This window comes from Kitasatospora sp. NPDC059577, from assembly GCF_042735475.1.
GTDB lineage: Bacteria > Actinomycetota > Actinomycetes > Streptomycetales > Streptomycetaceae > Kitasatospora.
The window spans coordinates 48,788-75,258 of the sequence record NZ_JBHWBZ010000001.1; the positions used below are offsets into that span (position 1 = coordinate 48,788).

Here is a 26,471-nt window from a genome sequence, read left to right on the forward strand (position 1 = left end):
GGCCTTGTGAGCCTGGTTCCCGGGGCCCGCCGGCTTCGCGGGCCCCGGGAACCGCTGCGGGAATTCCGATCAGGCCGCGACCTGCAAGACGTAGAAGTCGCCGCCGAGAACGCGCTCCCCCTGGATGAAGTTCGACAACTCGGTGCCGGCGAGGCTGTTCTGTGCCCTCGGCACGTGTCGGCGAGTGCTGTGCTCCTTCCCGGTCACCGGCCTGTTGACATAGGTCTCATAGATCATCCACTGACCGTTCTCGAAGAGCGGTGTCACCTCGGCGCACTTGTCGTTCGGCGTGGGCGACCCGGCCTGGTTCGGAACGCCCGTTGTGTCGTACAGGATCCCGCTCTGCTGGGTGGAAGCACAGCTTGTCACCACCCGACAGCCGAACGAAGACCCCAGTAGGTGTGTGACGGTCCGGGAGTGTGGCGCCGACCGGGTCGTCTCCGGACAAGCCTGGGTCGGATGAGGAGGTCTGGAGCACTGCCCGGGCGGCGGCGAGTGAGGTCTCCAGCCGTCGGCGGACGGGCTCGGGCAGGGTGGCGGAGCCCAAAGCGCAGGCGACGAGAGCCTGTTCGAGTTCGGCCGTCCGGCCAGGGGGGAGGTGGTCGAGGACGCCAGGATGGGCCAGAAGGTCGCGCAACGCGTAGCCGTCGCCACCTTCAGTCGTTCTGCTGGCCGTCTGTTCGATCAGGTTTCGGGCGGAGGGTGTGTCCGTGCCGGCGGCGTTGATCGCGGTGAGGGCGAGGTGGGTGCTGAACACGGCCAGGCCATCGTCCGGTTCGAAGGCGAGGCAGTGGCCGATGGCGGTCTCGGCTGCGTGTCGGTCGCCTGGGCGGCACAGCGCGGTGAGCACGGCGGTGACGGCGTTCTCCCAGGCCTCGCCCGGCTCGGTGGCAGCCAGCAGGGCGAGGGCACCGGGCAGGTCGCCGGTGGTGGCGGCGGCGAGGATGGCGGTTTGGCGGCCGTCGAGGATGCGTCGGCCGAAGCCTCGGTGCGCCTCGATGTGGCGCACGGCGTCCGTCCAGCGGCCGGCGGAGGTGAGGGCGCGGGTGCCGTCGGCGATGACGACGCGCCACAGCCATGCGACGACTTCGGCGCGCTGTTCGGTGGTCTCGGTGAGGCGGGCGGGGACTGTGATGCTGTCGAGCGTCGCCTCGGTAGAGGACGGTGTCCTGACGTTCCGGGTCGCCGTAGAGAGAGGCGAGGAGCACGCGGGAGGCGCCGGGGGCGTCACCGTGGCCACGCCGCAGGACGCGGGCCGGGGTGGGCTTGGGCAGGCGCGGCCAGTCGGCGTCCGGGCGGCGGTGACGGGAACAACGATCTCGTGGGCCCGGCCGTCGGCCCAGCCGAGGTCGGCAGGATCGGGTTCCTCGACGAGGACGGCGTGCGAGGCGAAACAGAGGTGGTCGCGTAGCAGGGCGCGGTGGCCCGGATTGTCGAGGTCGAGGGGGAGGCCCTGGCTGCTCGCGGTCAGCAAGACGTGCCGGGGGGCCCGGAGCCGGGCCATCCATGCCATGAGCGCCTCATCCCACCGTTGCTGCGAGGTGCTGCCGGAGGGTAGGTCAGCGGCGATGAGGCGCCAGATGGCGGGGGAGAGGATGACCCGACCGTGCCGCAGCCGGGGCCGGAAGGGCAGGGCGTGGAGCGAACCCCAGTCGAAGCGGGTGACCTGTGCGGCCTGGGCACGGGACAGCTCGGTGATCAACCGGGCCAACGACGGGGTGTGCGTGCGCAGGTTCAGGGCGTGGGTGGCGGCGGCCTCGATCCGAACGCCGAGCGTCGGCGCCGCCAGGTACATGCGCCGCCCGTCGCAGCCCACGGCCAGGTACTGCGGTCCGAGGACGCCGTCGGTGGTGGGGCGGTGCTCGGCGAGGCTGATCACCAGCTGGCCCGTCGCCAGGCTCCGGGCGACGTGCCCGCTGGCCGGATCCAACGGCGGGAACGACAGCTGGGCGGTGACGGCGTGCTCGTCCATCGTCGGCAGGCCCGTCAGCAGGGCGGTGAAAGCCGCCTGGCGCTCCGGTTCGAGGAGGTGGAGGAAGCGGCCGACCGAGACGCCGGCGCGCCGAACTACGAGCCGCCGCAACCGCGTTCAACCGCGCCACCCGATCCAAGGTCCGTGTCGAACACCAGAAGGCCGCAGCCTTCCGCACCGCCGCCAAGCAACTCCTGCACACCGCCGGCTCCGGCGACGACGGCGCCACCGCCGCCGCCCTGCTGTCCACCGCCGTCTTCGTCGTGATCGCCATCGCCCACTGGCACCAGACCCGAGGCCACCAGCAGCAGGCTCACGCCGCCCAGCAGTCCCTTGTCCACCTGCGAACCGCCTACCGGCAGACGGCCGAGCCGGTCATCGCCGACCTCACCCGCCGCACCCCCACCCCCAAGACCACCGCCCGCCTCGCCGCCCAGGTCCAGGCCGCCGTCCCCGACCACGCCCAGCGCATCCTCGCCGACCGCTCCTGGCCCGCCCTGGCCACCGCCCTCGCCAGGCGGAATCCGCCGGCCAGCCACCCCATCGCGCTCTCACCGAGGCCGCCCAGCAACGGGAACTCACCACCGCCGACCGACCCGCTGAAGTCCTCCTCTGGCGCCTGCGCAACGCCACCAGCGACCGCATCGACCAGCGCACCCAGGCCGCACGCGCCCGTACAGGCAGCCGCACCACCCCGACAGCCGCACCCACCACACCCGCCGTGCCGACCGGCACCAGGGCCGCCAACGACCCCACCCGCCGACGCTGACCCCGACCGGAAACACCCGATGCCTCGAGCCCCGCCCACCCAGCCACAGGAACGCCCGTGCGCACAGATGTCGCTTCGATGTCTTCTCCGGCGGCCGGGAACCATCCCGGCCGCCGTGCGTCTTGTGTGCTTGCCAACCGTCACCCGACACCGAAGGGCACCACTTGACCAACCCCAGCACCGACCACGACGGCCACCACAGAGCCGTCATCCGCGCCGTCCCTCACCCCGGCGAACTCGACGCCCGCGGCATCCCCATCACCTGCCCCGACTGCCGCGCCCGCCGGGACTGGCTCCTCCTCAACGTCCGCCACCAGGTCTTCGTCCGCTGCCGCTGCGCGACCGAGTGGCACGAGCCCGACCTCACCCGCGCCTACTTCGACCTGCACTTCGCCGCCCCCGAACACGAATGGGACGACTACGACACCGCCATGCGTGCACTCGCCTTCGACGGCCTGCTCGCCGGCACCACGTGGGACTGATTCTGGAACACCTTCGGGGCCAACACCGGACGACGGTGCTGGCCCCGAAGGAGTGGGTGCGGCCCGGTGCAGGCAGTGCACCGAAGGTTCGAATCTGCCAGTCCCGCGCGGGTGATGGATCTACCGGCGAGATAGCAGCCAGCTGGCGCGGCGGTGGCGGCCGACCCGTCGTCCAGTCGCTTCACGGTCATGCCCGCGCGGGAGTGGGCTCGCAGCCTGGCACGGTGGCCCGTCGTTGAGCAGGATCGAGCGCCAGACCCGTTCCTGGAGTTCACGGATGCAGGGATCACAGGCGTACATGGGTGCCTGCGCTCCGGCGACGGTTGCGGGGCCGATCCACAGCACCCGGGTCCACTGCTGGCCGCAGTACAGCCAGCAGAAGCCGTCGACCCAGGGGTTACCGTCATCGGTCGTGGGCGGGTCAGGCACGCCACCGCGAGCGAACTCAGCGATGCCGGGTATCACCATGTGCGACACGGCCAGTTCGGGCAGCACGGGTCACCTTCCCGGCCCGCGTCCACCGCCGAGCTCGACGCCTCCGCTGGACTCCAGCCCGTGGATGGGCGCCCACTCATGTTTCAGAATCGAGTAGATGATCGAGTCGCGCCAAGCACCGCGAACGAAGACGTGGTCGCGGATGCGACCGTCCTCGGTCATACCGGCGCGCAGGAGCGTCCGCGCGGACGCTTCGTTGAGCGGGGAGCGGGCGGCCCAGATGCGGTGCAGACCGAGGACGTTGAACCCGAGCGCGCACAGCAGGTGGACGGTCTCGGTTCCGAGTCCCTTACCCCACTCGGCGGCGTGGAGGGCGAAGCCGATGGTGGCGGCCTCCTGCGGCTCGGTGGCCAGGCGGGCATACCCGATCAGCCGGTGCTCGCCGAGGCGGGTGATGGCCAGGCAGTACTCGGTCCTGGGGCTGGCGTTCGCGGCGGCGATGGAGCGGTCCGTGATCGCCTGGACCTGCTCGCGGGTGCGGGGTTCGAAGCTGAGGTGCCGGGTGGCCTCGGGGTCGCCGTAGACGGCGAGGAGGTCGTCGGTGTCCTCGGGTTCGACTTCGCGCATCGCCAGGCGGGGGCCGGCCAGGTGAACTGGGGTCATGGCCGCGGAGCCTACCTGCGCGTTCACCGGATGAGGACGGACGTCGGGCTGGCGGTGAACGCCTCGATCTCCTCGCGCAGGTCGGCCGCCACGCCGGTGGCCCGTCGACCGCCGGAGGGCAGCGCGGCGTGGACGCGCTGGGCACTGCTGGTGATGCCGAAGTTCCGCTGTTCGACGGGGAGGTCGAGCACGGGGCGGACGGCCTCGGCGACGCCCTCGATCTCGCCGCGGGCGAGGCGAGCGAGCGCGAGGTCGGTCTGGGCGCCGGCCTCGTCGCCGAAGGCCCACTCCTCCTCGGGGGCGGTGCGGTAGGCGGCGACGGCGGCCTCGGACTGGCTCTCGCCGAGGGCTGCGTCTTCGCCGAGGTGCACGGTGGCCTCGGCCACGTAGTAGAGCTGGCGGGGCTCCGGGAAGGTCATGATGCCGCCGAAGCCGTCCAGGTCGTCGGGCTGGATGGCGGCGCGGGCGTCCTCGGCGCGCTGGATGGCGGCGCGGGTGGCCTCCCCGTCGCCGAGGAGCGCGTGGGCGCGGGCGGAGAGACAGGCCAGCCACACGCTGGTGGTGCCCCGGACGCTGCCGGCGGCAGCCTGCCCGAGGTCGGCATAGTCGGCGGCCTCAGCCGGGCGGCCGGCCCAGTAGGAGATGAGCGACTGGAGCGAGCGGACCCAGGCGCGCATGGCGTGGTGGTCCGCGTTGTCGGCGCAGACGAAGGCGGTGCGGGCCTGCATCATCGCGGCGCTCGGGTTGCCCAGGTCGTGGCTGGCCTTGGCGAGCATGCCGGAGGTGATCCCGGCGAGCAGGTACAGCTCGCGGGCCTGCAGGGGCTTGACCCGGCCGTGCTCCAACAGCCGGAAGGTGAGGTCCTGGACCTCGACCAGGTCGCCGAGCAGGGTCGGCAGCGCCAGCTTCGGGTAGGCGACGGTCAGCCGCCGTACCTCGTCGTGGATCTGTCCCAGAGTCTCCGGGCCGATGCTGCTGCCCTCCGCCATCGCGGTGAACCGAAGTGCACGACGAGCCGCCATTGCGACCTGCCTTTCCAATTCCGTGGTGCCCGCGTCGAAGCGGGTCTCGCTGTTGGACGGGCCACGAGCAGGCAGTACCGCTGCCTGCTCGGAGGGGAGAAGGACAGGGACCGGCCGTGGCGGCGGGACGACGAACGAGGCAGCGGTTGCGGGCGCAGGCAGCGAAGCGGCCGGTGCGGGCGCGAGAAGCTGCGCGACGCTGACACCGAACATGGCCTCCAGCACTCGGCACTGGTCCGGGTAGGGACGGGTCTTCACCGCGCCGGCGTACCAGCGCTCGAACTGCCGCTTGGAGACCGACAAACCCCGGAGCCGGGGGTCGTTCTCCTGCTCGGCGGCCGAGTTCGCGGTCGCCTCGAACCGGAGGCGGAAGGTCTCGTAGACCTGCCAGTGCCGCTGCAGCGTCAAGACCCTTAAGAGCGTTGGAGTTTCGACCACTGCGGATCCTCTCCGTCCCCGTTCGTCTGCTCTGACGATAGCCATGGTCAGGCGGCAGGAAACACGATCGAGGACCGTACGGGCCAGATGACGGCAGCCATGACGGCGGTCATGACGCACGACGCCGTCTGCCGCGCGAACCAGCTCCGGCGACGACGCCGCCATGACGGCGGCGATGTCGTATCCATGCCCAACTCTCCGCCGCCATGCTGAACAGCCTTCGCAATCCGCGCACAACCGACAGCGAAGCGTGAGATCGAGGTGGGAGGGATCCGATGGACAACGCCACGACCGAAGACACCGCCGAAGCGCGGTCCCTGGCGGATACCGAGACGAACGCAACTGCCGAAGAAGGCCGCCTCACTCGCACCGGGCGTCGCCCGGGTCTGACCGTCCGCACTTTCAGCGTCGCCCAGGACGGTACCCGCTACGACGACTCCGGCGTGACCAGCGCCTACCCGGGCCCCGACGAGTACGTCGCCCGGATCGAGGTCTGGCCCGCCTGCACCTGCCCGCAGCATCGCGCCGGCTGATCCGCGCGAGTCGCACCCGCCAACACGGGGGCGCAACAACGCCCCAACCCTTTTCCACTCGCTCGCCCGAGAGGAGAACCAGTCATGCACCGGCTGACCGACGCGCCCGCGCTGCACACCGAACTGGAGCGCATCGACTACCGCACCACCCCCGCGTACTACTTCGACACCGAGCAGATCACCGACCCGGTGGTGCTGCACCTGCTGAGCCGCTGCCCGACTGTTTTCGGCATCAAGAAGGCCATCACCGACCTGCTGGCCGGCAACCTGGACATCCCGTTGCCGGAGGCCACCGGGGCCATCGAGCCCGGCGCCACCGTTCGGGGCCACGTGATCGTGGCGCCCGGGGCCGTCGTCGCCGAAGGCGCGTTCGTCACCGGCCCGGTGCTGGTCTGCCCCGGCGCGGTGATCGAGGCCGGCGCCCGGGTGCGCGACAACACCGTCGTCGGCCCCGGCTGCCGGATCGGCTTCGGCGCCGAGGTCACCCGCTCCTTGCTGACCGGTGGCGTCTTCATGAAGCACACCAGTTTCGTCGGGGACTCCGTGCTCGGCCTCGGCGTCAACATCGGCGCGTTCGTGTCCACCACCGGCCTGCGGGTCACCTCCGGGCCGGTCACCGAACCGGCCACCGAAGAGGTCTGCGCTCACCTCGACGGCCGACGCATCGCCACCGGCCAGACGAAGTTCGGCGCGGTGGTCGGCGACGGCGTGATCGTTCCCGCCGGCACCGTGCTCCAGCCCGCCACCCTGATCGGCGCGCACACCCTGCTCTACCCGAAGACCCAGGTCGGGGGCTTCTTCCCGGCCGGAAGCCAGGGAAGGTGACCATGCCCACCACCGACACCGCCACGACGACAGACCAGCGGGCCGTACGGATCACCGGAGGCCGCCGCCTGGCCGGCACCGCCACCGTCCAGGGCAGCAAGAACATCGCCCTGCACCTGTACGCCGCCACGATCCTCGCCGACGACCCGCTCACCCTGGCCGGTGCGCCCGAGATCCTGGACACCCTGGTCGTCGCCGACATCCTGCACCGCACCGGCACCCGCGCCACCGTGACCGGAGACGAGTTCGCCACCCGACCGGCCGACTCCTACTTCCCCGTCATCCCGGACGACCTCGGACGGCGCATCCGCACCACCGCGGTGATGGGCGGAGCTCTGCTGGCCCGCGCCGGCAAGGTCACCTTCCCCACCCCTGGCGGGGACGCCTTCTGCGCCCGCTACATCGACCGGCACCTGGCCGCGATGGAAGCCGCCGGGGCCGAGGTCGAGGTGAGCCGGGGCCGGGTGCGGGCCCGCTTCACCGGCAAGCGGCTGCCCTTCATCGCCGACGCCGAGACCCGCTCCTGGGGGCCGAGCCTGGGTGCGACGGTCACCGCGATGCTGCTGGCCGCCCGCACCCCGGGCACCTCCGCGATCCTCAGCCCCAGTGTGGAGCCCGAGGTCACCCACACCGCCGCCCTGCTCTCGCAGGCCGGCGTCGGCATCGAGTGGCGGGGCAGGACGGCCCTGAACGTCACCGGCACCGACCGCATCCGGGGCGGGGTGTTCAACGTGCCGCCGGACCGCCTGGAGGCCGCCACCCTCGCGCTGGCCGCCGCCATCACCGGCGGCACCGTCCACCTGGACGGCTTCCCACCGGCCGCGTTCCCGGACGGGCTGGTGTCGGTGTTCGCCGACGCCGGAATCCAGCTCGACCCGCTGGACGGCGGCACGGCCATCAGCACCCCGGCCGGGCCTCGGCCGGTACAGATGGCCACCGGCCCGCACCCCGGCTTCCCGACCGACGTGCAGCCACAGCTGACCGCCTTCCTCACCCAGGCCGAGGGCACCTCCCGCATCGACGAGCGGATCTACACCCAGCGCGACACCCACCTGCCGGCCTTGGCAGCGTTCGGCGCGGCCGTCAACGCGACCGGCTCGGTCATCACCGTGCGGGGCCGCTCCGCCCTCACCGGCGCTGGCGTGGCCGGGGAGGACATCCGAGCAGTGACCGCTCTCGTGATCGCCGCCCTCGCCGCCGAAGGCACCTCTACGATCCGAGGGATGTATCACCTGCGGCGCGGATACGGCAGCCTGCTGCCGAAGTTGGCCGCGCTCGGTGCCGACCTGACGATCGACCAGGAGTAACCGTGACCAACACCGTGCCGTGGAAGCCGAACGCGCTCGCCGACCTGCGCGAGTGCCTGGACCTGATGACCGCTGACGGCACCGTGCCCGGCGGAGTCATCGCCCACGGCACCTTCGACACCGAGCCCGGCTACCTGGCCTCCGGCGTCGTCGCCCCCGAGTGCGGCGACGCCCGGCCGGGGCCGGACACGGTGTACGACGTGGCCTCGCTGACCAAGGTCCTGGCCACCTGGCCGCTGGTCGGCACCTCCCTCATGGACGGTTTCACCCTGGACACCCCGATCCGCGAACTGCTCCCCGGTATCCCGGCCGAGGCGCCCGGAGGCAAGGTGACGGTTCGCCAGGTGCTGGCCCACACCTCCGGCCTGCGGGCCGACACCCGCCTCGACCAGTACCGCAACCGCACCGAACCGCTGGCCGAACTGATCTGCGGCGAGGACCTGATCGCCGAACCCGGAGCCGGACACCGCTACATCAACCGCGGTTTCATCCTCCTCGGCCTGGCCCTGGCCCACTACCGCTGCCAGCGCCTGGACGAGCTGGCGGCCGAGCTCTGGCAGCACATCGGCCTGACCGCCACCACCTACGGGCCCGTCGCCCGCTCTGCCCACGTCGCCCCGACCGAGCAGCGGTTGACCGGCGGGCCCCGGCTGTGGGGCATGCCGCACGACGACAATGCCGCCCTGCTCGGCGGCGTCGCCGGCCACGCCGGGGTGTTCACCACCCCGGCCGACCTCGCCACCTTCGCCACCCACCTGCTGGCCTCGCACGCCACCGGCGGGCCCCTGGGCCGCTGGCTCACCGCCAGCACGCAGCCGCAGGCCGAAATCGAGCCGGGCCTCGACCGTGGCCTGGCCTGGATCCTCGCCGATGAGGGCAAGGTCGCATACCACCACGGCTTCACCGGGACCAGCCTCTACCTCGCCCCCACCACCGGCCGCTACCTGGCCATCTGCACCAATGCCGTCTACCACCACCAGGACAACCGCACCCGCCTCGCCCCGCTGCGGACCCTCTCCCTGAAGGCGATCACCGACGAACCCTAGGAGGGCCACCCGTGCCCAGCACCACGCTCGCGTCCCTCACCACCCTGCGGCTCGGCGGCCCGGCCAGCAACGTCCTGCGGGTCGCCGATCCCGATGACTGGTTCGAACGGGTCCGTACGATCGGCGACCGGCAGGAGGACGCGCCCCTCACTCTCGGCCACGGCAGCAACGTCATCGCCTCCGACACCGGCCACGAGGGCACCGTCGCCGTGATGAACACCCGGGGCATCACCGTGAAGCGGGTGGACGACGACACGGTGGCCGCGACCGTCCAGGCCGGCCACCCGCTCGCCGACCTCGTCCAGTGGGCCGCAGCCGAACACCTCGCTGGGATCGAGTGCCTGGCCGGCATACCCGGCACTGTCGGCGCCGCCCCCGTCCAGAACGCCGGCGCCTACGGCCAGCAGGTCTCCGACGCCCTCGACCACCTCACCGCATGGGACTGGGACATGGGCCGACTGCGGACCTTGCCCGCCCAGGCATGCCGCCTCCGCCACCGCGACAGCCGCTTCAAGAACGACCCCGGCCGCTGGACCATCCTCACCGCGACGTTCCACCTCACCCGCTCACCGGCTGCCCCGATCAGCTACCAGCCGCTCGCCGACGAACTCGGCGTCCACGTCGGCGCCCGACCGCCCGTGGCCGAGGTGGCCGCCGCCGTCCTCGCCAACCGTCACCGCCGTGGACTCCTCCTCGACCCCCACGGCCCCGACGCCCGCCAGGCCGGATCGGTCTTCCTCAACCCACCCGTCACCGCCGCCCAGGCCGCCCGCTGGTCGACTGCCGGCTGCCCGGTCCACACCGACAGCGACGGGCACCTGCGGGCCAGCGCCGGCTGGCTGCTGGAACACATCGGCTACCGCCCCGCCTACAAGGTCGCGGACGGCATTCGCTGCTCGGAACACCGCACCCTCACGCTCACCGCCCACGACGGAGCGACCGCAGCGGGCTTCGCCCGGGCCCTCACCGAGCTCTCGGCCCAGGTCGAGATCGCGACCGGGATCAAACTCCGGCCCGAGCCGACGTTGGTCGGCGCCTGGACCGCCACCGCCAACTACCCGCAGCAGACGAAGGAGATCAAGTGATCGAGGTGCGGCCCAGCCAACAGATGCAGTCCCTCGGCATCGTCCAAAGGGCATCCCCATCCTCAACCGGCCCGCCGAACCCTTCGAGCTCCCGGCCGAACACGCCGCAGCCCAGACCGCGATCGACGAGCTGTTCGTCGCCGTCGATCGCATCGGCCGCGTCCACTCCTCCGCCAAGAGCATGGGCCTCGCCGCCCCGCAGATCGGCATCCCCCGCGCCGCCGCCCTCGTCCTCCCCCGACCGTCGGCGCCGAGCCGATCATCCTGCTCAACCCGACGATCACGGCCGCCTCCGGCGAGACCGACGAGAAGTACGATGGATGCCTCAGCTTCTTCGACGTCCGCGGCCTGGTCCCCCGTCCCCTCCGCATTAGCGTCACCGCGACCAGCCTCGACGGCACCATCACCACGGTCACCTACGAGTTCGGCTTGGCCCGCCTCATCGCCCACGAGATCGACCGCCTCGACGGCCTGCTCTACACCGCCCGCATGCGCCCCGACATCCACCCGATCCCGGTCGAGGAGTACCGAGGCACGGGCTCGACCTGGACGTGCTAATCAGCGAAATGGGGCCGCGGGGCACCTTCAGCGGACCGCTTCGTACTGATCCCTTCGAGGGGTTGCTCCGCACGGCCGAGCTAGCGGCCGTCTCGATCACGGTCTGAATCTTCCTGGCGGCGTTAGTCGGTAGTGGCAGGTAGCGTTTAACTTCCGGGTGGTTGGGCTCGGATATCACGGTGCTGTGCGGGGTACTGAATGGCGATGGCAGGCGGGGCCGCGGACAAGCTCCCTAACAGGTACGAGCACTGGTGGACAGCCCTCCAGATCGGCCAGCTGTTGCGGGGCAAGGCGTCGAGCATGCGATTGGAGCCGCCGGGCGATGCGGGGGAGGGCATCGAGTTCGAGATCCAGTTCCCGGATGGGCCGTGCTGTGACCAGGTCAAAGACAGCGGCACACGCTGGACGCTGCTACGGCTGGCCCCGGTGCTGGAAAAGGTGGCGAGGCATCTTGCTGGAGGCAAGACCGTCCGCCTGATCCTGTCAACGGATGCTGGGGAACTGGAATCGCTCTGCGAACGAGCTGTTGCTGCCCAAACATTCGCCGAGTTTGAAGAGATCCGAACGAAGGACCAGGCCACCGAGTTCGCAGCGGTGCGTTCGAACTGGCCAGAGGCGACGGAAGAGAACGCATGGCGGTACCTGCAGCAGATCAAGGTGTGGCACCAGCCAGGGGAGAGCCTGCGCCGCGAGGTGGTCTTGAGCTACTCGTTCCTTGTGCGGGATGACGCGGAGACCGTGGTCTCCCTCCTGCGGGATTTCTGCGACGATCACCTGCACCAAGTGGTGACCGCACCTCAGATCTGGTCTTACCTGGCGGAGAAGAAGGTCAAGCGCCGCTACCTCATCGGCGACGAGACCACCGCGCTCGCGCTTTCCGACTCGGTCGGCCGCTTCACCCGGCATGCAGGCGAGAATCGGCCCACGCTGGGGCTAGCGGTTCGGCCCTATACAGAAGAGCTGATGGAGCGGCTCCTGCAACCGGACGGTCCTCAGATCGTGCTCTGCGAAGGCCGCGCCGGGATGGGCAAATCGACGGTTGTCAGCGATGTGGTACAGCTGTTGCAAGAGCGCGGCTGGTACGCGGCTGCGGTCAGAATGAGCGCAGCCAGCCCTAACGTGCAGAGCGCTGCTGCCCTTGGCCGTGTAATGGAACTCTCCGACTCCCCGGCCGTCGTGCTGGCAAACGCCGCTGGTGGCCAGCCCTCGCTGTTGGTGATCGACCAGTTGGACGCCGTTAGCACCTACAGCGGTCGAATGTCCGAGGTGTACGGCGCCGTGGCCGAGGTGATCGAGCAACTGCGGTACGAGCCCTCAGTCAAAGTGGTGCTGGTTGCCCGCAAGGTCGATGTCGAGGAGGACTCCCGACTACGGGCACTGGCCACCAGCGACCGTGTCGCGAGGCTGGTTTTGGACGAACTCACCGACGAATCGCTTCGGACAGCCTTGGCGGAGTACGGTACCGACCCCTCTGCCCTCAGCCCTGAGACGCTGCGCTTGCTTAAGGTCCCTCTACACCTGTCGGTTTTCAGCCGCCTCTCCGCCGACGCCCGCACAGGCACCTATCGCACCCTCCAGCAGCTGTACACGCAGTTCACGAAGGAGCGCCGCAACGCGGTGGAGCGCAAACTCACCCCCGAGGCATGGCACCGGATCACCACGGCCCTTGTTCAACATCTGAGCGACCACGAGACCCTAAGCGCACCCCGCCCGGTTCTCGACCGCTTCAACCAGGCCGATGTCCAGGTCCTCGAATCCGAGGGCATCCTCGCGATGGAGACCGACGACCGCATCGGATTCTTCCACGAGTCTTATTTCGACTACCTCTTCGCTCGCGCTTTCATGGCCGGCACCACATCGCTCCACGACTTCCTCGCCGGTTCCGGACAGGCCCTATTCCGCCGCGCCCAAACCCGGCAGATCCTGGAATACACGGAGGCGATCGACCCCAGCCGTCTCCGCGCCGATGTCCGCGATCTACTCGAATCGCATGCTATCCGCCCGCACATCAACGACGTAGTCATCACCGTGCTGCGCCAACTCAAGGCCACCTCCGCTGACTGGCAGCTACTGGAGGATCTGGCCTGGAGCTCCTCGCCCCTGGCGCCCAAGATCCGGTCCCTGCTGGGGCACCCCGTGTGGTTCGATGCTGCCGACCACGATGGTTTCTGGGAACGCCTGCTGGCGGATCCTGCCACGGCAGCAGAGCCATTCAACTCTCTTGTCAGTGTTGTCAGCTATCGACCACAGCGGGTTTCCGCCTTGGTGCACCCCTATGCCGGTGTATCAGATGTCTGGCGTGAACGGCTGCAGCGCCTGGTCTTCTGGGCAATGAGCGCTGGCCTCGAGTCGCTCGTGACGGAACTGATCGACCGGGGGGAACTCGATGACCCCCACGGGCGTGAGGCTGGTGGCATCGCTCTTCTCAGCAATCTGCAATCCCTTACAAGCCAAGATCCACAGAGCGCTACTCGCATTCTGGGCGCATACCTACGTCGGACGGCGGTGCGCGCTGCTCAAGACGGGCACGAGGACCCGTTCAAAGCCGGCCTCCTCACCGACTACACGCCCTCTGCCCGCGATGTGATCACTCCATGCGCCGCCGGGGCACCCGCAGCGTTCGTCACCGAGGTGCTGCCTTTCGTCCTCAAGATCGCCGCCGCTAAGGAAGCTCGCGGAAAAGACACTGGCCAGAGCCCCTGGGCTCACATGTATCTGGGCGCGTACGACGTAGGATCCCTCCTCATCCGAGGCCTCGAACAGGCGCTTGGCGCACTTGCTGCAAGCCAACCCGGCATCGTTGATGACGCCCTGCGGCAGCTCATGGCGATCAATGGGCCCGAAACCAACTACATCGTGGCCCGGGTGCACACAACCGCCGACCGGACTGATGAGGCCGTGAGATGGCTGCTTGCTGACGACGCCCTCCGGCAGGGAATCTGGGATGCCGTCCTGTGGGCCACCCGGGACATGATCAAATTCGTATCCCGCCGGTGCTCAAGCGAAACGTTCAATTCCCTTCTCACGGCGCTCCTGGAGCTCTACCCCTCCTGGGAGCGTCGTCGCCCCGAACACCGAGGCTTTGGCTTGGGCCTGCTCGGGATTACCCAGTACCGGCTCCTGTCAGCGGTAGACCCGACCCGCCTCACGGATCTGGCGCGTCGGCGACTTGGCGAATGGGAGAGGAAGTTCGAGGCACCGGGTGTTCTTGCTCCCGCGCCGGCGTCGGAGGTGCGCCCTGTCGCACCGCCGATCAGCGATGAGGCTGGTGCACGAATGAAGGACAGCCACTGGCTGAACGCCTTGGCCATCTACGCCAAGCCTGAGCACAATGATCAATGGAGCACGCAAGGAGGGGCGTTCGAACTCTCGCAGACGCTGGGCCGCCGAGCAGAGCGCGAGCCTCAGCGCTTCGCTCGCATGGCCCTGACGCTCGACAGCGCCTCGCCCCTGGTCTATTTCGCTGCTATCCTCCGCGCTGTCGCGCCGTCCCTGGACGCAGATCACTTCACCGACCTATGCGTGCACGTCTACCAATGCGTTGGTCCATCCAGCATCCCGGATATCTGTCGCACCATTGACTCGAACCGCACTAAAACCAACCAGGCCCTTGTTGAACTCCTCGACAGGTTCTCCCAAGACCAGACGGCCGCCCCCGGCTACAGCGCGACTGACGACCTGGTCACTGCGGGAACCAACACCAGTCGAGGGCACGCCGTCTGGACGGCCGGAGCACTACTCTCACAGAGCGACCAGCACCTGCCAGCGCTCACCCAGATTGTGCGGCGCCTTGCCAGCGACCCGTCACCCGCCGTACGGACCTGCGCGGCATTGGCGGTGCACGTCCTCCACAAGCACGACCCCAACACGGCCCTGGACCTCGCTGACGAACTGCTGGCCCACCCCACTGCGAACCTCTACAGCGCTTACACTGTGCGCGACCTTCTGGTCTTGGCGCTGCAACAGGACATGGCACGCTTCAGCCACTACCTCTCTGAAGCCCTGAAGCTCCCAGCGGATTCCGGCAGCAACTCCGGCCAGATTTGGGCCATCCTTGCGATCTGGGAAGTCCTCACACCAGAACTCCCCCAGACCGTCCAAGAATTGAGCGAGCCCGCACGAAGCGGCGCCGCGCAGCTCTTTGCCCAGTACCCGGGGCGCTCTCTCCCATGGCTTTCCCCCCTCTTCGATGACGCCGACGCTACCGTCCGCGAAAGTGCGTCAAGGGCCACAGCCAACATCGACCAACTGGACGGAACCGCTCTCAACGATTTCGTCAAGGCATTCACCCACAGCACGTCCTTCCCGAAGAACAGCAGGAACCTCCTTATCACCCTCAACCGGCAGACCACTCGACTGCCCCAGAGCGCTCTCGAAGCATGTGAGCGAGTGGCTGACCGAGAGCTGGCCGGCCACTACGTCATCCCGCTCGTCCTGCGCCTGTACCGGCAAACCAGTCGAGGTGACCGCGAACGCTGCCTGGACATCATCGACCGCTTGGCACTCACCGCAGACCTCTCGGCTGTGGACGCGGCCAGCCGGTAGGCCGATCCGTTCAAGCTTCTCCGTACAAAGTGAGAGGCTGCACTTCACGCCTCCGCGCGCTCACCACGGGAGCATCCCTGGTCTCAGTCTTGGTCTCATTCATTGCCGTGCATGCGGGTTCAACCTCCGCTCCAACAACCAGAGACCAGCAGGTCAGAACCTGTGCGGACCTCATCGAACACCCCTGCGCAGAATTGGAAAGCGTGTTGAGGTAACCCCTCGCGAGTCCGGACCTTCCTACCTGGCCTGAGCCCAACGTCGCGTCTGTAGGGAGCCCGAGTCGGCCTAGGGGAGGGGAACAGGTGCTGGCATTCCGCCGCCATGTGGGTCGGATCGTGTCACGATGGCGGTCGGTCACCACGGGGGAGCCATGCGGGACGCACTTGTCGAGGACTTGGATGCTCGGCTTGCCGAGTACGCCTACCGGTCGGAGACAGAAGCGCTACTCGACGAAGCGGGGCGCGAGTCTGCCATGAGACTCGTGGCCCTCCTCGCCGAGGAGGTTCAGGGGTCACGCCACGTTGACACCAAGGCTCTGTACACAGCGGCTGCGTTCCACTGGGCGCGAGCAGTTGTGCTTGGCGATGGTGACCGTGCGCAGATGGAGCACGAGATGGCGATCCATCTCTTCGGTCTGCTATTCCTCGCGGACCGCAGGAAGGTCCCGCGTGAGCTCTGGCCCAGGCTGGTGCAGGAGACCAGGCACGACCCGTGGGCCGATCCGCTTGAGCATGCGGCTGACCTGGTGGTGGACTTCGAGGAACAACAGGACTGGGCTGCTCTGGACGAGGCTCTTGGGCTGCTACAGCGCATTCCCCGGGGTAGCGACTGTGCGTACCAGGACACCCTGCTGGGTCTGGCGTACCAGTACCGTGCGACAGCGCTAGCTCGGGACGACCGGGCACGGCTAGCCGACGTGGACCAGGCCGTTGAGCTGTTGAGTGCTGTGGCGGCGCTGCCGGCGCAGTCGGCTTCGCGCACCGCCACGCGTCTGTTGACCCTCGGCAGCGCCCACGTCGGCCGCTACGAGCTGACTGGACTCCCGGCGGATCTGGCTGATGCCGAACGCTCGTACCGTCGCGCCCTGGAGCTGGCACAACCGGGGTCTACCGAGCAGGTGTCAGCGATGATCGGCGTGGGGACGGGGTTCGGCCGCCGGGCCGAGTTGCCGGGCACCGAGCGGAGCGACGTCGTCGCCCAGTTGCGGGAGGCAGTCGACTGGCTGCGTCGGGCAGCGGACCTCGACCTGGAGCACGGCCGGCGGTCCGACCGTACGAACCTGGCCAAGGCGACCGGGCTGTTGCTGGAGCACACACTCCGACTGGGGCGCGACGGCGACGCCGTCACCGACCGGGGCACACAGGACGCGCCAGCTCCAGCACCGCCACCGACCGAGGCCGAGGCAGCGCAAGCACGTCGCCTGATCGCCCTCGGTGACGAGGTGGACCAACGGGTTGTCGCCGAGCAGGAGGCACTGCGGCGGGTCAGCGAGTCGGGCAGCGAACTGTCGGAGGCCGCCGTACGGATCGTGGTGGCGGTGGCCGTCGACTTGGTCAGGATTGGCACGCCACGGCGGGCGGTTGCCGTGCTGGCCCTGACCTTGGCGGCGGCCGAGCAGCGTTGGGGGACCGACAGGGACGGCCCATGGTGGTGGGTGGCGGACACCTTCGTCGAGGCGGCCCGGCTGACCCTGGCTGAGCAGTCGGACGCGGTGCTGTTCCAGCACGCGCGTGAGGTGGCCGGCCGACAGATCGACGAACTACGTGGCCGCGATGCCATTCAGGACGTCGCCGAACTCGCCGAGACCCTGTTCGCAGACGGCCTGTTGTGCCTGACCCCTTACACCGGGGGGTTGGTGGACCTGTCATTCGCCTCAGCCCAGAAACTCCGGCGCGACCGCGAGGCCCGGTACATGGGCGTCCACACCGTGCGGTGGGAGGGCGTCACCATGCCGGACCCGCGGCATGCGGTCGAGGAGGCCGTGGCCCGGCTCGGGGAAGCGGCGGCGCTTGCCACCGGCCACCAGCGCGGCCGAACGCTCAAGGCCCTGGTCGAGGCCCTCTCCATGCTCGCCGGTCTGACCGGGACCTCGTACGACCAGGAGGCGAGGGCGGCGGCCCGGGAGGCAGTCGGGACCCTGGACCCGTTCCGCGATCCGCTCGGCTACCTGTACCTGCTGAAGATCCTCGTCTTGCTTGGTGAACTGGTCCTGCCCCACGAGCTGGACGGCCTGCTGCCAGTCCCGCTCGACGAAGTCCGCGAGCGCCAAGGCGAGCACGAGGCGGCGAGCCTCTTCACCGAGGCACTGGTCCTCGCCACCGAAACGGGGCACCGGGATCTGGAGGTCGCACTCATTGAGGCCGCTGACGGGGCGGGTCTCCGGCTCCGGAAGCCCGACCAGCAGCGGGTGCGCTGGGCCAGCGAGGTACACCTGCTCCATGAGGACACGCTCGACTGCCCGGTGCCGGGCGGGGTCCGGGCCGCGACGGAGGAGCTCACCACAGAACCTTCCCGGAAGCCGGCCGAGCGGGCAGCGGCACTGGTCCACCTCGCCGCGCATTGCGGTGAGGACGACGAGCAGGCCCTGGGCCGAACCCTGCTTTTGGAGGCCGCCCGATCGGCTCCGGACTGGGTGGACCAGCACGTCGAGATGGTGGCGCACCTGTACGGCCGTTTGTCCTACGACTTGGCCGTGCGCGCCGACCGCGCGGGGGACTGGGTGACGGCGGCCGAGTGCTTCGCCGTGGCCGGCGCGCAGTACACGATGGCCGACCAGGAGGATCTGGCGCTGGACGCATTCGAAGCCGGGTTGGCCAGCGTCGGGCGCTGTGACCATCCGGCGGCGAGCGGTGCTGCCAACGCACTGCTCAGCAGAATGACTTCACTCCGAGCGAGCACCGACGAGGGAATCGCCTGGAAGCTCCGAGAGCTGTGCCTCACCCTCGGCAACCTCCTGTCTGCGCATGCCCGGGTCGATGCGAGCACTGTTCTCCTGCTGCACCAGGTGGCCAAGGGCATGGACTTCTCGATCGCAACCGAACGCTCTGGTCCGTTCACACCATCACGTGCGCTCGCCGCCGCGATCGACCGGGCGAGCCTCGACGCCGCCCAACCTCCGCCTGCGGAAGGCGCGCTGAGCCCGGACGACGCCATCCTCTGTTACGTCGGAACTGGCGAGGCCGAACCCGAGAGCGATCCTGACGCCTGGCAGCGCAACCTGCAGCGGGCCGTCGACCGCCGGATCAGCATGGAACTCCACCTGAGCCGGAATCTTCCGCGTAACGCCCTCCTGGATCTGGACGAAGTCCAGGCGCTGCTCCCGGAGGACACGGTGCTGCTGTCGTTGTTCCTCGGGCAGTTCCCGGGACCGAATGCGACCGGCCTCCGTACCGGGACGGTTGGCCTGGCGGTGACTCGCGAGGAAGTCCGCCTGCGGACCGTCGCGTTCAACGATGTCGGCGGCGATCTGCTTCGCCTCACCCGCGGTCTCCACACGATGCTGATCCACCCGGTGGCCAGCCCCGTTTCCGTGCTGCGACAAGCCGTTACTGCCGATCCGCTGCACCGCCCGGTGAGCCGGGAGGCGGGCACCGCTCTGGACCACGCTGGCGCACAATGCCTGGCCGGTTTCACGGAGCTGATGGGGCGCTGGCCGGACGAGGGCAAGCGGCATCTGTGCATCTGGCCGAACGGGCCACTCCACTTCGTCCCCTTTCCGCTGCTTCCTGTCGTAGACGGGCTGGTGGCGGACGACTGGACCGTGACGCAGCTTTCGAGCCTTGCCTCGCTCCGCACCACCGCCGGAGAGCTGACGCCGCCCGCAGCACGCCATGAGCTCGTGGCGTTCGGGTCGGCCAGCGGCGGTGTGCGGCACGGCCTGGTTGCCGAGACGGCATTGGAGTACCATGCTTCCTCGGTCGCGGCGTCGATGGGTGGCCGAGCCGTGCTCGGAGCCGCCGCCACGCCCAGCCGCTTCCTACGCGAGCTCGGCACCTCGCGCTACGTGCACGTGGCGGCGCACGGCGCGCACAACGAGTGGGCCTCCTGGTACCAGTGCCTCTTCCTGTCGCCCGATCCCGACAACGACGGCCGGGTCTTCGCGCACGACATCCTCAGAACCGACCTGCGTGGCGTCGAACTCGTCACCATGAGCTCGTGCGAGTCGGCGCTGGGCCGCTACGACGTGAACGACAACTTGCGCGGCCTGCCGGCGGCCTTTCTGGCTGCCGGGGCCTCGGCCGTCGTCGGCTGCCTGTGGCCGGTCCATCCCGACGTGGCCACCGACTTCTTCGCCGAGTTGTACGGACAGCTGGCTGGCAATGATGACCGGCGGGCCGCGTTCCGTGCCGCCCAGTGCCACACGCGTATCAAGCACCCCGCGTACCGGGACTGGGGTGCGTTCTGTTTCATCGGCGACTGGCGCGCGCCGCACACATCTCGAGGAGTAGTGCAGTGAACCAAATCATCATCGACGCACCTGTCCTCATGGACGTCGAGCTGTCTCCGGTGCCGCGGCTCCATACCCCGACTCCGTCAGCCCCGTTGCGCGGACGGGTCTCCCTGGGGGTGGCCGCGGTGCAGCGGCTCACGGCCGAGCAGGCGTCCCAGGGAGATGAGGAGTGGCTCGGCTACCTTGAGTCGGAGTCCGCCCACAGCGACTACCTGCTGCTCAGCCTGGTCTGCGCTTTTCGGCCAGCCGACAACGAGGACGAATTCGTCGATGCAGGTGTCGGGATCCAGTTGGAGGCTCCCGACGAGCCCGAGGACCGACAACCGATCGCCTGGTCCATCGCCCCGAAGAAGCGGGCCAGTCCTGCCGGACGAGTGGGACGGATCGCGTTGACCGCCAAGCTGGCCATCGTCGAGTCCACTCTGGATGTCACTCCCAATCAGCAGCACGAGCACCTGTTCCTGGTGGGTATGGGCGAGCGCGACAGCGACCCTGAGTGGCGATTCAAGGCGACGAGCGCGGCCCCGTTGATTGGGGACGAGACACTGACCATTGTGGTCAAAGCTCCAGCTGGCGCGGCCGTGCGAGCGCACGTCTCCGTCGCCGCCACCGTCAGGCAGCGGCGCCTGGGCCTGATCCCCTACCGCGCGGATCTGCCTCCCGCGCTACGGACAATCGATCTTCAATGAGCTACCAACCTGAGTAGTGCCGCTGATGCACCGCCGCAGCGATGTGAGCAACGGAGTGCGTGAGCGGACGGGGTAGCACGTGGCGGTCCGGGCGGGATCATGGAGCGCGGCGTAGTGCTCTGACCTGTGGGTTCATCACCAAGTGGTCGATGCTGGCAGCAGCCATCATGATCACTCTCGGGCTCGGTGTGCAGAGCCAGGGCACTGTGCCCCAGGCCGGCGAAGCCCGGCCGTCCGTCGTGGCGGCCGGTGTCGCGGATGACGGTCAGCCCGTCCGGGTCGGCATCCCGGTGATTCCACAACGAGGACATCAGCCGGTCGGCCGCGAGGAGCACGTCGTCGCGCCTGCCCAGCCTGGCGAGCCGCAGCATCCCGTGCTCGCGCAGCACCTCGCCGGCGTGCTCGTGCGCGGCTCCGGCCAGCAGGCCCGCGGTGAACTCCTCACTGTTGGAATCGGAAGACGGCATGGTGAAGCTCCCTCGTGGGACCGAGTTGGTGGGAGGCGACATACTTTCCACGCCCCACCACCCCGATGGAAAGTGACAGATTGTCAAAGAGGGATCACCGGGCTGTGAGGCCTCGCGCGGCCGCGCAACTGCTACCTTCGACGGGCCCGAACCCGCCCGTGCGCCCCGGAAGAAGCGATGACCGGACAGACTGAACAGCCCTACGTGCCAATGGCTTTCCCGATCTCCATCAAGGGCGTCGTGCTCGACCCGCAGCAACGGGTGCTGCTGCTGAAGAACGAGCGCCGGGAGTGGGAGCTGCCCGGCGGGAAGCTTGAGGGCACGGAGACACCCGAGGAGCGGGTGGTCACGGAGATCCAGGAGGAGAGCGGCTGGACGGCGACCGCCGGTCCACTGCTGGACGTGTGGATGTACGAGCCGGTCCCCGGCCGCAAGGTCTTCATCGTCACCTACGGCTGCACTGCCACCGACGCCGATCGGTCCCCGGTCGTCAGCCACGAACACAAGGAGGCCGGCCTCTTCCACCGCGACGAGGTGCCCGGCCTGGTCATGCCGCAGGGCTACAAGGACTCCGTCGCCCGCTGGTACGAACTGCGCGACCGGGCCTGACCAGCGGTGCGGACCGACCCCTACGGCGGCATCCGCTGGCACTGGACCACCCCCGGGGCCCAGGACATCCTGCGCCGCCGCGCCCTGCCCGAGATCCTCCAGCTCCACCGCGAGATCCACGAACTCTCGCAGCAGGAACTCGCCTACCACCTCGGCTACTCCACCAGCTACGTCTCCCGCATCGAGACCGGCTCTCGCACCATCACCGACATCGGGGCCCTGCGCCACATCGCCGAGCGCCTCGGCCTGCCACCGCACTGCCTCGGCATCACCGACGAAGCCGACGGAGACCACCAACTCGTGATCCAGCTCGCCGACTCGGTGCTGCGCCTGGCCGAGATCGCACGCCAGGCCGGTCAGGCCACCACCGCGGTCGCCGAGCTGTGGCCGCTGGTCGCCCGTCTGGAGGTACGCACCGCCGACGGTCACGCCGACCTCGACACCCTGCGCCTGCTCGCCCGAGCCCAGGTCGGTCTCGGCGTCGCCCTCGGCCACGTGCTGCCGGAGGAGCGCCTGGCCACCGCGGCCCGTTGGACCGGAAAGGGCCTGAACGTCGCCCGGCGCCTCGGCGACCCGGGCCTTCACGCCCACGCGCTGCGCCACCACGGCAACGAGCTGCGCAAGGCCGGCTTCCACCTTCGCGCGCTGGACCGGCTCGGCCAGGCCCGCGACACCGCCCGCACCAGCACCGAACGCGCCGAGGCGGTCGTCCTGCTCGCCCGCGCCGCCGGAACCGCTGGGAACGCCGCCGTCTTCGACGCCGCGATCGAGGAGGCCGGCCGACTCCTGGTGGAGGCAGCGCCCACTGCCCTGTTCTCCGAGTTCACGCTGCACGAAGTCCGACTCCGTGGCCTCATGGGGACCGACCGCGTTGCTGAAGCGGTTCACCGACTCGACCGGGCGCCGGCGGCCGGGCCGGCAGCGACCTCCCAGTGGCGGATCATCGCGGCGATCACCGCAGGCGAGGTGCTGTTGAGGAAAGGAGATCCGGTCGGAGCAACGCAGCAGCTCGGTAGCGCGATCGACGGTGCGACGCTCCACCGGCTGCCGCACCAGCTGCAACGAGCTGTGCGGGCGGGCCGCCGTTTGCCCGAGGTCCGGGAGCAGGCGGACGAGGCTCTCGCGCGGCTGCGGGCGGAGCTAGCCGCCTGACCTCCGGGCCGACGGTTGGACGGCGATGAACACGGCGAACTCACACTCCCCCGGGACGATGGGTGGCGGTCGGTTGGGAGGAACTGCCCCAGCCGGTGGAGCGGGTGCCGCTCACGCTCGGTGTGGAGAACGGCACCCCGCATCGATCACTGGGCCCAAACGGTCCGGACCGAAGGGCTCCCGGTGGCGGGAACGCTCCCGAGGGCGGGAGGCAGGGTGACGATGCCGGTGAGCACGGCGACGGCCGCGGCAATGGGTGCGGCTGCCGCGCCACGACAACGCTCGTACTACCCGGCTGGACGGAGGAGAGGAGGCCGCTGGGGTTCCCGTCGAGGTTCGAGGGGGCGGTCGCGTTCACGCCACCTCCCCAGGGTGAGTTCGCCGTCGGCCCTCGGGGCTGACGTGGATGGCGGTCAGGACACCAGCGGTGCGGACGATGTCGTTGGCGATTTGCGGGTTCATGGCGGTCTCCGCAGATGAGCGAGTTCTCCGACGGTGAGGTGCGCCAGGAGTTCTCGCTGTGCTTTCACGCGAGGCCGGTCGGCGGTCGGCTCGCCGCCGGCTCCGAGTCCTTCGAGGTCCGTTGGGTGCAGCGAGTGGAACTCGAAGGACTGGACATCGCCCCGACGACCCGGCTTCGGCTCGACCACGGGTTCCGGAACGAGGCAGCCCCGTACCTCGGTTGACTCAGCCGGCGTCTGACTCGGCCAGGCGGTTCGCGACCCGGTCGACCATGGCGAGGAGGGCCGGGCGTGCGGCCGGAGCGGTGCCGAACTCCCGACGGCCCGTCCCGGTGGTGTGCTGAACGGCGGCCGCTCAGGCGCTCTGGACGGTTCCGATGTCGGGTAGCGCGACGAAGTCGACGCCCTTGGGCCCGAACTCCTGCGCGCCGTCGGCGAACCGCTTCGAGCAGAAGGCGACACCGAGCAGCGGGATGCAGTCGAGGAGGAACAGGTCGCGCTCCGGCGGCCTGCTGAAGCGGAGTTCCCAGACCTTCTTGATCTGTCCGTCACGACGGAAGTCGATCTTCGAGTTCTCCAGGTCGACCACGTCCTCGACTTTCAGCAGCTCGGCCGGGGGGAACTTCACGAAGAAGTAGTCCTTGCGCGCGATCCGTCGGCCGGTGGTGGACACCGGGTGCAGCCTCGCGGCCTGCCACCGGCCGGTGTCGGTGGACCGCATCAGCGAGAGGAAGTCGCCGCTGACGACGTGCCCGCCGAACGACGTGTGGAAGTCGAAGTCGTAGGCCCGGTCCTTCGTGATCAGCCACAGCTCGGGCGGCAGGTCGGCCGTCGGTGCGCCGCCCGTGGCGTAGTGCCAGGCGTAGTGCATCGGCCGGTCGTAGCCGTCGTCCGAGAACTCTTCGTGGATCACCCCGTTCAGGAACACGGGGCAGCGGGCCTCCTGCTTGGACGCCAATGTGAAGTGCTGCAAGGCCTCCGCCTTCCGTTCGCCGACCTGTCGTCCCCCACCTTCGCCGACCGGCCGTGCGCGCGGGCAGCCAGGGGGTGCAGGGGTCGCTCCTTCCTCGGCGCGCGGTCGACGGGTCCCGTGCGGGTCCCGTGGGGGTCGTGGTGTCAGTCGAGGGCGAGGCGCTTGTTGAGGGCTTCGCCCGAGGGCAGGGTGTCGATGAACCTGTGCAGGAAGTCGAGCATCGCGTCGGTGTCCAGGCCCTCGGCGGCGGCGTCCATCGAGCTGTAGAGGAACTCCTCGATCCCGGCGACCGCGGTGGCCAGGCGTTCGCCCTCAGGGGTGAGGCTGAGCCGGAGGTACCGGCGGTCCGCGGCGTCGGTGCGGCGCTCGACCAGCCCGGCCGCGACGACGCGTTCGACCAGCCGGCTGGGGTTGGTGCCGCTCTCGCACACCAGGAGCTGTCCGAGCCCGTTGAGGGTCAGGGTGCCGTGCTGCTGGAGCAGCCGCAGCACCTCGGCCTGCGACGGGGTGATGCCGTGGGGTTTGAGCGCCTGGATCAGCAACCGGTTGCCCTCGCGCTGGGCTGCCAGGATCGCGAACCGCAGGTGCTCGGCCTTACGCATCGGCGCCCTGTCGGGTGGTCGGCAGCGCGTCGAGGAAGTCCTTGACCGCGCTGGCGTAGGTGGCCGGGTGGGAGAAACGGAACATGTGGCCGGTGTTCGGCAGCACGACCTCGCGGGCGTCGGGGATGCCCGCGAGCATGACCTTGGAGGCGTTCTCGCCGATCAGCACGTCGTGCGAGGGGGTCAGCAGCAGGGTCGGGACCCGGACCCGGCCGAGCGCGTCGACGTAGTCGGCAGTGAGGACGGCCCGCAGGCGGGCGTCGAAGGAGGTGGCCGGGGTGTTCGCGAGGAACAGGTCGCGGCTGCGCGCCTCGCTCCAGGGCACCTGTCCGTTGTCGTCGAACGGGGAGGCGAGGCGGTGGGCGTGGGCCCGCAGCGTCAGCTGCCGGTAGAGCGGGCCGCGGGCCTTGCCGACCACCCGCATCAGGGCCTTCCACGGCTTGGAGTCGACCGGGTTGGCCGCGAATCCGCCGGACAGGACCAGGGCGCGCAGGCCCCGGGGGCGGCGGGTGGCGAGCGCGAGCGCGATGTTCGCGCCGAACGAGTCGCCGACCAGCACGTAGTCGTCCAGGTCCGCGATCGCGGTCTCGACGTGGTCGGCGTAGCGCTCGATGTCGTCGACGCCTTCGGGCAGGCGCAGGGTGCGCTTGGGTGCCTCGCCGTAGGGGGCGAGCTGCTCGGCGCTCCACGGGGCGCCGGAGAAGCAGGGGATGAAGACGAGGGTCGGACTGCTCTCTGTTTCGTTCGTGTTCATATCGAATACATTACGCGACACATGTGTCATGACACAAGTAATCCGGGTCACACGCCGGACCGTCCGGGTCGCCGGTCCCGGTCGGCGTTCCCGGTTGGCGTTCCGGGCAGGGGCGGGTGTGATCCGCGGGCGGGCACCGGGCGGACGCCGGGCGGGCACCGGGCGGACGCGCCGGGGCTCCGGGCAAACCCGGTGACACGCGCGCGCCGGGACGGGAGACTGGGCGACGGACGGTCACCGGCAGTCGGAAGTGAAGGGCAGAGCGTGGCACTGACGAAGAAGGGCTCCCGCCGCATCGTCGTCGACGGCGTGGAGTACCGCTGGCGGGTGAGCAGCAGGCACTGGTGCTGCGACTACGACGGCAGCACCCTCGGGTACGCGGTCGAGGACGCGGCCCGCCCCGGAACGACGCTCGTCGTGGAGACCGGGCGGCCGGCCGTCGCCGAACCGAACCCGGTGCCGGCCGAACTCGTCCTGCCGCGCGAGGTCGCCGCGGGCATCCGGGCCGCGCGGTCGAACGGCTGGACGCCCGACGCCGACGGCGCGCCGTTCAAGCTGCGCCTCTCCGCCGTCTGAACGGCTGAACGCCTGAGCGCCTGAGCGCCTGAGCGCCTGAATGCCTCGGCGGCTGGGC

General features: G+C 69.5%; 25 protein-coding genes. 14 read left to right on the forward strand and 11 right to left on the reverse strand.

The features are described 5' to 3' along the window. Nucleotides 1-69: 69 nt before the first annotated feature. From ACFV0O_RS00255 to ACFV0O_RS00265, 3 genes are read right to left on the reverse strand one after another with little or no spacing between them, the layout of a single operon-like run. A complete protein-coding gene (locus ACFV0O_RS00255) occupies nucleotides 70-237 on the reverse strand; it encodes a hypothetical protein (RefSeq protein WP_380334106.1) in 168 nt (55 codons plus the stop codon). Then, nucleotides 227-2,083 carry a lantibiotic dehydratase gene (locus ACFV0O_RS00260; RefSeq protein WP_380334108.1) on the reverse strand — a complete coding sequence of 619 codons (1,857 nt, stop codon included), beginning with the start codon at nucleotides 2,081-2,083 and terminating at the stop codon, nucleotides 227-229. Before ACFV0O_RS00260 ends, ACFV0O_RS00255 begins: the two co-directional genes overlap by 11 nt. After that, nucleotides 2,068-2,433, reverse strand: coding sequence for a hypothetical protein (locus ACFV0O_RS00265; RefSeq protein WP_380334111.1), 366 nt, complete (start codon nucleotides 2,431-2,433; stop codon nucleotides 2,068-2,070). Before ACFV0O_RS00265 ends, ACFV0O_RS00260 begins: the two co-directional genes overlap by 16 nt. Nucleotides 2,434-2,905: 472 nt before the next feature. Between ACFV0O_RS00265 and ACFV0O_RS00270 the strand changes: the two genes are divergently transcribed. Continuing rightward, nucleotides 2,906-3,223 carry a hypothetical protein gene (locus ACFV0O_RS00270; RefSeq protein WP_380334113.1) on the forward strand — a complete coding sequence of 106 codons (318 nt, stop codon included), beginning with the start codon at nucleotides 2,906-2,908 and terminating at the stop codon, nucleotides 3,221-3,223. A gap of 120 nt (nucleotides 3,224-3,343) precedes the next feature. On the opposite strand, the gene ACFV0O_RS00275 is transcribed toward ACFV0O_RS00270, so the two are convergent. Genes ACFV0O_RS00275 through ACFV0O_RS00285 form a run of 3 tightly spaced genes read right to left on the reverse strand, consistent with a single transcriptional unit; the run spans nucleotide 3,344 to nucleotide 5,751 of the window. After that, nucleotides 3,344-3,718 (reverse strand): hypothetical protein, encoded by a 375-nt coding sequence (locus tag ACFV0O_RS00275; RefSeq protein ID WP_380334116.1) that lies wholly within the window; start codon nucleotides 3,716-3,718, stop codon nucleotides 3,344-3,346. Between the two features lie 3 nt (nucleotides 3,719-3,721). Beyond that, a complete protein-coding gene (locus tag ACFV0O_RS00280) occupies nucleotides 3,722-4,321 on the reverse strand; it encodes a GNAT family N-acetyltransferase (protein WP_380334118.1) in 600 nt (199 codons plus the stop codon). A gap of 23 nt (nucleotides 4,322-4,344) precedes the next feature. Continuing rightward, a complete protein-coding gene (locus tag ACFV0O_RS00285) occupies nucleotides 4,345-5,751 on the reverse strand; it encodes a hypothetical protein (protein WP_380334121.1) in 1,407 nt (468 codons plus the stop codon). A gap of 305 nt (nucleotides 5,752-6,056) precedes the next feature. Here ACFV0O_RS00285 and ACFV0O_RS00290 point away from each other — a divergent pair, with 305 nt between their 5' ends. From ACFV0O_RS00290 to ACFV0O_RS00310, 5 genes are all read left to right on the forward strand, one after another. Beyond that, nucleotides 6,057-6,314, forward strand: a complete 258-nt coding sequence (locus tag ACFV0O_RS00290) for a hypothetical protein (protein ID WP_380334122.1) — start codon at nucleotides 6,057-6,059, stop codon at nucleotides 6,312-6,314. Nucleotides 6,315-6,398: 84 nt separating this feature from the next. Next, entirely contained in the window at nucleotides 6,399-7,139 is a 741-nt protein-coding gene (locus ACFV0O_RS00295) for a hypothetical protein (protein ID WP_380334125.1), read from the forward strand. A gap of 2 nt (nucleotides 7,140-7,141) precedes the next feature. Then, on the forward strand, nucleotides 7,142-8,446 hold the full coding sequence (locus ACFV0O_RS00300) for a UDP-N-acetylglucosamine 1-carboxyvinyltransferase (protein ID WP_380334128.1): 1,305 nt from the start codon (nucleotides 7,142-7,144) through the stop codon (nucleotides 8,444-8,446). 2 nt (nucleotides 8,447-8,448) lie between these two features. Then, nucleotides 8,449-9,492, forward strand: coding sequence for a serine hydrolase domain-containing protein (locus tag ACFV0O_RS00305; RefSeq protein WP_380334131.1), 1,044 nt, complete (start codon nucleotides 8,449-8,451; stop codon nucleotides 9,490-9,492). An 11-nt stretch (nucleotides 9,493-9,503) separates the two neighbouring features. Further along, entirely contained in the window at nucleotides 9,504-10,577 is a 1,074-nt protein-coding gene (locus ACFV0O_RS00310) for a UDP-N-acetylmuramate dehydrogenase (RefSeq protein ID WP_380334133.1), read from the forward strand. Here the strand turns inward: ACFV0O_RS00310 and ACFV0O_RS00315 are convergent. Continuing rightward, nucleotides 10,570-10,743, reverse strand: a complete 174-nt coding sequence (locus ACFV0O_RS00315; protein ID WP_380334136.1) for a hypothetical protein — start codon at nucleotides 10,741-10,743, stop codon at nucleotides 10,570-10,572. The genes ACFV0O_RS00310 and ACFV0O_RS00315 overlap by 8 nt on opposite strands. A gap of 113 nt (nucleotides 10,744-10,856) precedes the next feature. Between ACFV0O_RS00315 and ACFV0O_RS00320 the strand changes: the two genes are divergently transcribed. The 4 genes from ACFV0O_RS00320 (at nucleotide 10,857) to ACFV0O_RS00335 (ending at nucleotide 20,819) form a co-directional block, all read left to right on the forward strand. Beyond that, nucleotides 10,857-11,135, forward strand: a complete 279-nt coding sequence (locus tag ACFV0O_RS00320) for a peptide deformylase (protein WP_380335354.1) — start codon at nucleotides 10,857-10,859, stop codon at nucleotides 11,133-11,135. 300 nt (nucleotides 11,136-11,435) lie between these two features. Next, complete coding sequence (locus tag ACFV0O_RS00325) at nucleotides 11,436-15,680, forward strand: hypothetical protein (protein ID WP_380334138.1); 4,245 nt, start codon at nucleotides 11,436-11,438, stop codon at nucleotides 15,678-15,680. Between the two features lie 601 nt (nucleotides 15,681-16,281). After that, nucleotides 16,282-20,136 carry a CHAT domain-containing protein gene (locus ACFV0O_RS00330; protein ID WP_380334141.1) on the forward strand — a complete coding sequence of 1,285 codons (3,855 nt, stop codon included), beginning with the start codon at nucleotides 16,282-16,284 and terminating at the stop codon, nucleotides 20,134-20,136. After that, nucleotides 20,133-20,819 (forward strand): hypothetical protein, encoded by a 687-nt coding sequence (locus tag ACFV0O_RS00335; RefSeq protein ID WP_380334144.1) that lies wholly within the window; start codon nucleotides 20,133-20,135, stop codon nucleotides 20,817-20,819. The genes ACFV0O_RS00330 and ACFV0O_RS00335 overlap by 4 nt, the downstream gene beginning before the upstream one ends. Here ACFV0O_RS00335 and ACFV0O_RS00340 read toward each other — a convergent pair. Then, nucleotides 20,813-21,286 (reverse strand): hypothetical protein, encoded by a 474-nt coding sequence (locus tag ACFV0O_RS00340; protein WP_380334146.1) that lies wholly within the window; start codon nucleotides 21,284-21,286, stop codon nucleotides 20,813-20,815. The genes ACFV0O_RS00335 and ACFV0O_RS00340 overlap by 7 nt on opposite strands. A 177-nt stretch (nucleotides 21,287-21,463) precedes the next feature. Here ACFV0O_RS00340 and ACFV0O_RS00345 point away from each other — a divergent pair, with 177 nt between their 5' ends. From ACFV0O_RS00345 to ACFV0O_RS00355, 3 genes are all read left to right on the forward strand, one after another. Beyond that, nucleotides 21,464-21,895, forward strand: coding sequence for an NUDIX domain-containing protein (locus ACFV0O_RS00345; RefSeq protein WP_380334149.1), 432 nt, complete (start codon nucleotides 21,464-21,466; stop codon nucleotides 21,893-21,895). Nucleotides 21,896-21,901: 6 nt separating this feature from the next. After that, nucleotides 21,902-23,047, forward strand: coding sequence for a helix-turn-helix domain-containing protein (locus tag ACFV0O_RS00350; protein WP_380334152.1), 1,146 nt, complete (start codon nucleotides 21,902-21,904; stop codon nucleotides 23,045-23,047). A gap of 476 nt (nucleotides 23,048-23,523) precedes the next feature. Further along, nucleotides 23,524-23,733, forward strand: coding sequence for a hypothetical protein (locus ACFV0O_RS00355; protein WP_380334155.1), 210 nt, complete (start codon nucleotides 23,524-23,526; stop codon nucleotides 23,731-23,733). A 130-nt stretch (nucleotides 23,734-23,863) separates the two neighbouring features. Here the strand turns inward: ACFV0O_RS00355 and ACFV0O_RS00360 are convergent, their stop codons facing one another. The 3 genes from ACFV0O_RS00360 to ACFV0O_RS00370 all read right to left on the reverse strand — a co-directional run bounded on the left by ACFV0O_RS00360 (nucleotide 23,864) and on the right by ACFV0O_RS00370 (nucleotide 25,837). After that, nucleotides 23,864-24,481 carry an Imm43 family immunity protein gene (locus ACFV0O_RS00360; protein WP_380334158.1) on the reverse strand — a complete coding sequence of 206 codons (618 nt, stop codon included), beginning with the start codon at nucleotides 24,479-24,481 and terminating at the stop codon, nucleotides 23,864-23,866. 143 nt (nucleotides 24,482-24,624) lie between these two features. Then, the gene (locus tag ACFV0O_RS00365; protein WP_380334161.1) at nucleotides 24,625-25,083 is read right to left on the reverse strand and encodes a MarR family winged helix-turn-helix transcriptional regulator; all 459 of its coding nucleotides are present in this window, start codon (nucleotides 25,081-25,083) and stop codon (nucleotides 24,625-24,627) included. After that, nucleotides 25,076-25,837 (reverse strand): alpha/beta fold hydrolase, encoded by a 762-nt coding sequence (locus ACFV0O_RS00370; protein ID WP_380334164.1) that lies wholly within the window; start codon nucleotides 25,835-25,837, stop codon nucleotides 25,076-25,078. Before ACFV0O_RS00370 ends, ACFV0O_RS00365 begins: the two co-directional genes overlap by 8 nt. Before the next feature lie 264 nt (nucleotides 25,838-26,101). On the opposite strand from ACFV0O_RS00370, the gene ACFV0O_RS00375 reads away from it, so the two are divergent. Beyond that, on the forward strand, nucleotides 26,102-26,413 hold the full coding sequence (locus ACFV0O_RS00375) for a hypothetical protein (RefSeq protein ID WP_380334167.1): 312 nt from the start codon (nucleotides 26,102-26,104) through the stop codon (nucleotides 26,411-26,413). Nucleotides 26,414-26,471 lie beyond the last annotated feature (58 nt).

Excerpts from the sequence above, each read along its gene's own strand:
- ACFV0O_RS00255 (WP_380334106.1), bottom strand. The coding sequence starts at position 237 with ATGATCTATGAGACCTATGTCAACAGGCCGGTGACCGGGAAGGAGCAC.
- ACFV0O_RS00280 (WP_380334118.1), bottom strand. The coding sequence starts at position 4,321 with ATGACCCCAGTTCACCTGGCCGGCCCCCGCCTGGCGATGCGCGAAGTC.
- ACFV0O_RS00290 (WP_380334122.1), top strand. The coding sequence starts at position 6,057 with ATGGACAACGCCACGACCGAAGACACCGCCGAAGCGCGGTCCCTGGCG.
- ACFV0O_RS00295 (WP_380334125.1), top strand. The coding sequence starts at position 6,399 with ATGCACCGGCTGACCGACGCGCCCGCGCTGCACACCGAACTGGAGCGC.
- ACFV0O_RS00300 (WP_380334128.1), top strand. The coding sequence starts at position 7,142 with ATGCCCACCACCGACACCGCCACGACGACAGACCAGCGGGCCGTACGG.
- ACFV0O_RS00325 (WP_380334138.1), top strand. The coding sequence starts at position 11,436 with ATGCGATTGGAGCCGCCGGGCGATGCGGGGGAGGGCATCGAGTTCGAG.
- ACFV0O_RS00330 (WP_380334141.1), top strand. The coding sequence starts at position 16,282 with ATGGAGCACGAGATGGCGATCCATCTCTTCGGTCTGCTATTCCTCGCG.
- ACFV0O_RS00340 (WP_380334146.1), bottom strand. The coding sequence starts at position 21,286 with ATGCCGTCTTCCGATTCCAACAGTGAGGAGTTCACCGCGGGCCTGCTG.
- ACFV0O_RS00345 (WP_380334149.1), top strand. The coding sequence starts at position 21,464 with ATGACCGGACAGACTGAACAGCCCTACGTGCCAATGGCTTTCCCGATC.
- ACFV0O_RS00355 (WP_380334155.1), top strand. The coding sequence starts at position 23,524 with ATGAGCGAGTTCTCCGACGGTGAGGTGCGCCAGGAGTTCTCGCTGTGC.
- ACFV0O_RS00365 (WP_380334161.1), bottom strand. The coding sequence starts at position 25,083 with ATGCGTAAGGCCGAGCACCTGCGGTTCGCGATCCTGGCAGCCCAGCGC.
- ACFV0O_RS00370 (WP_380334164.1), bottom strand. The coding sequence starts at position 25,837 with ATGAACACGAACGAAACAGAGAGCAGTCCGACCCTCGTCTTCATCCCC.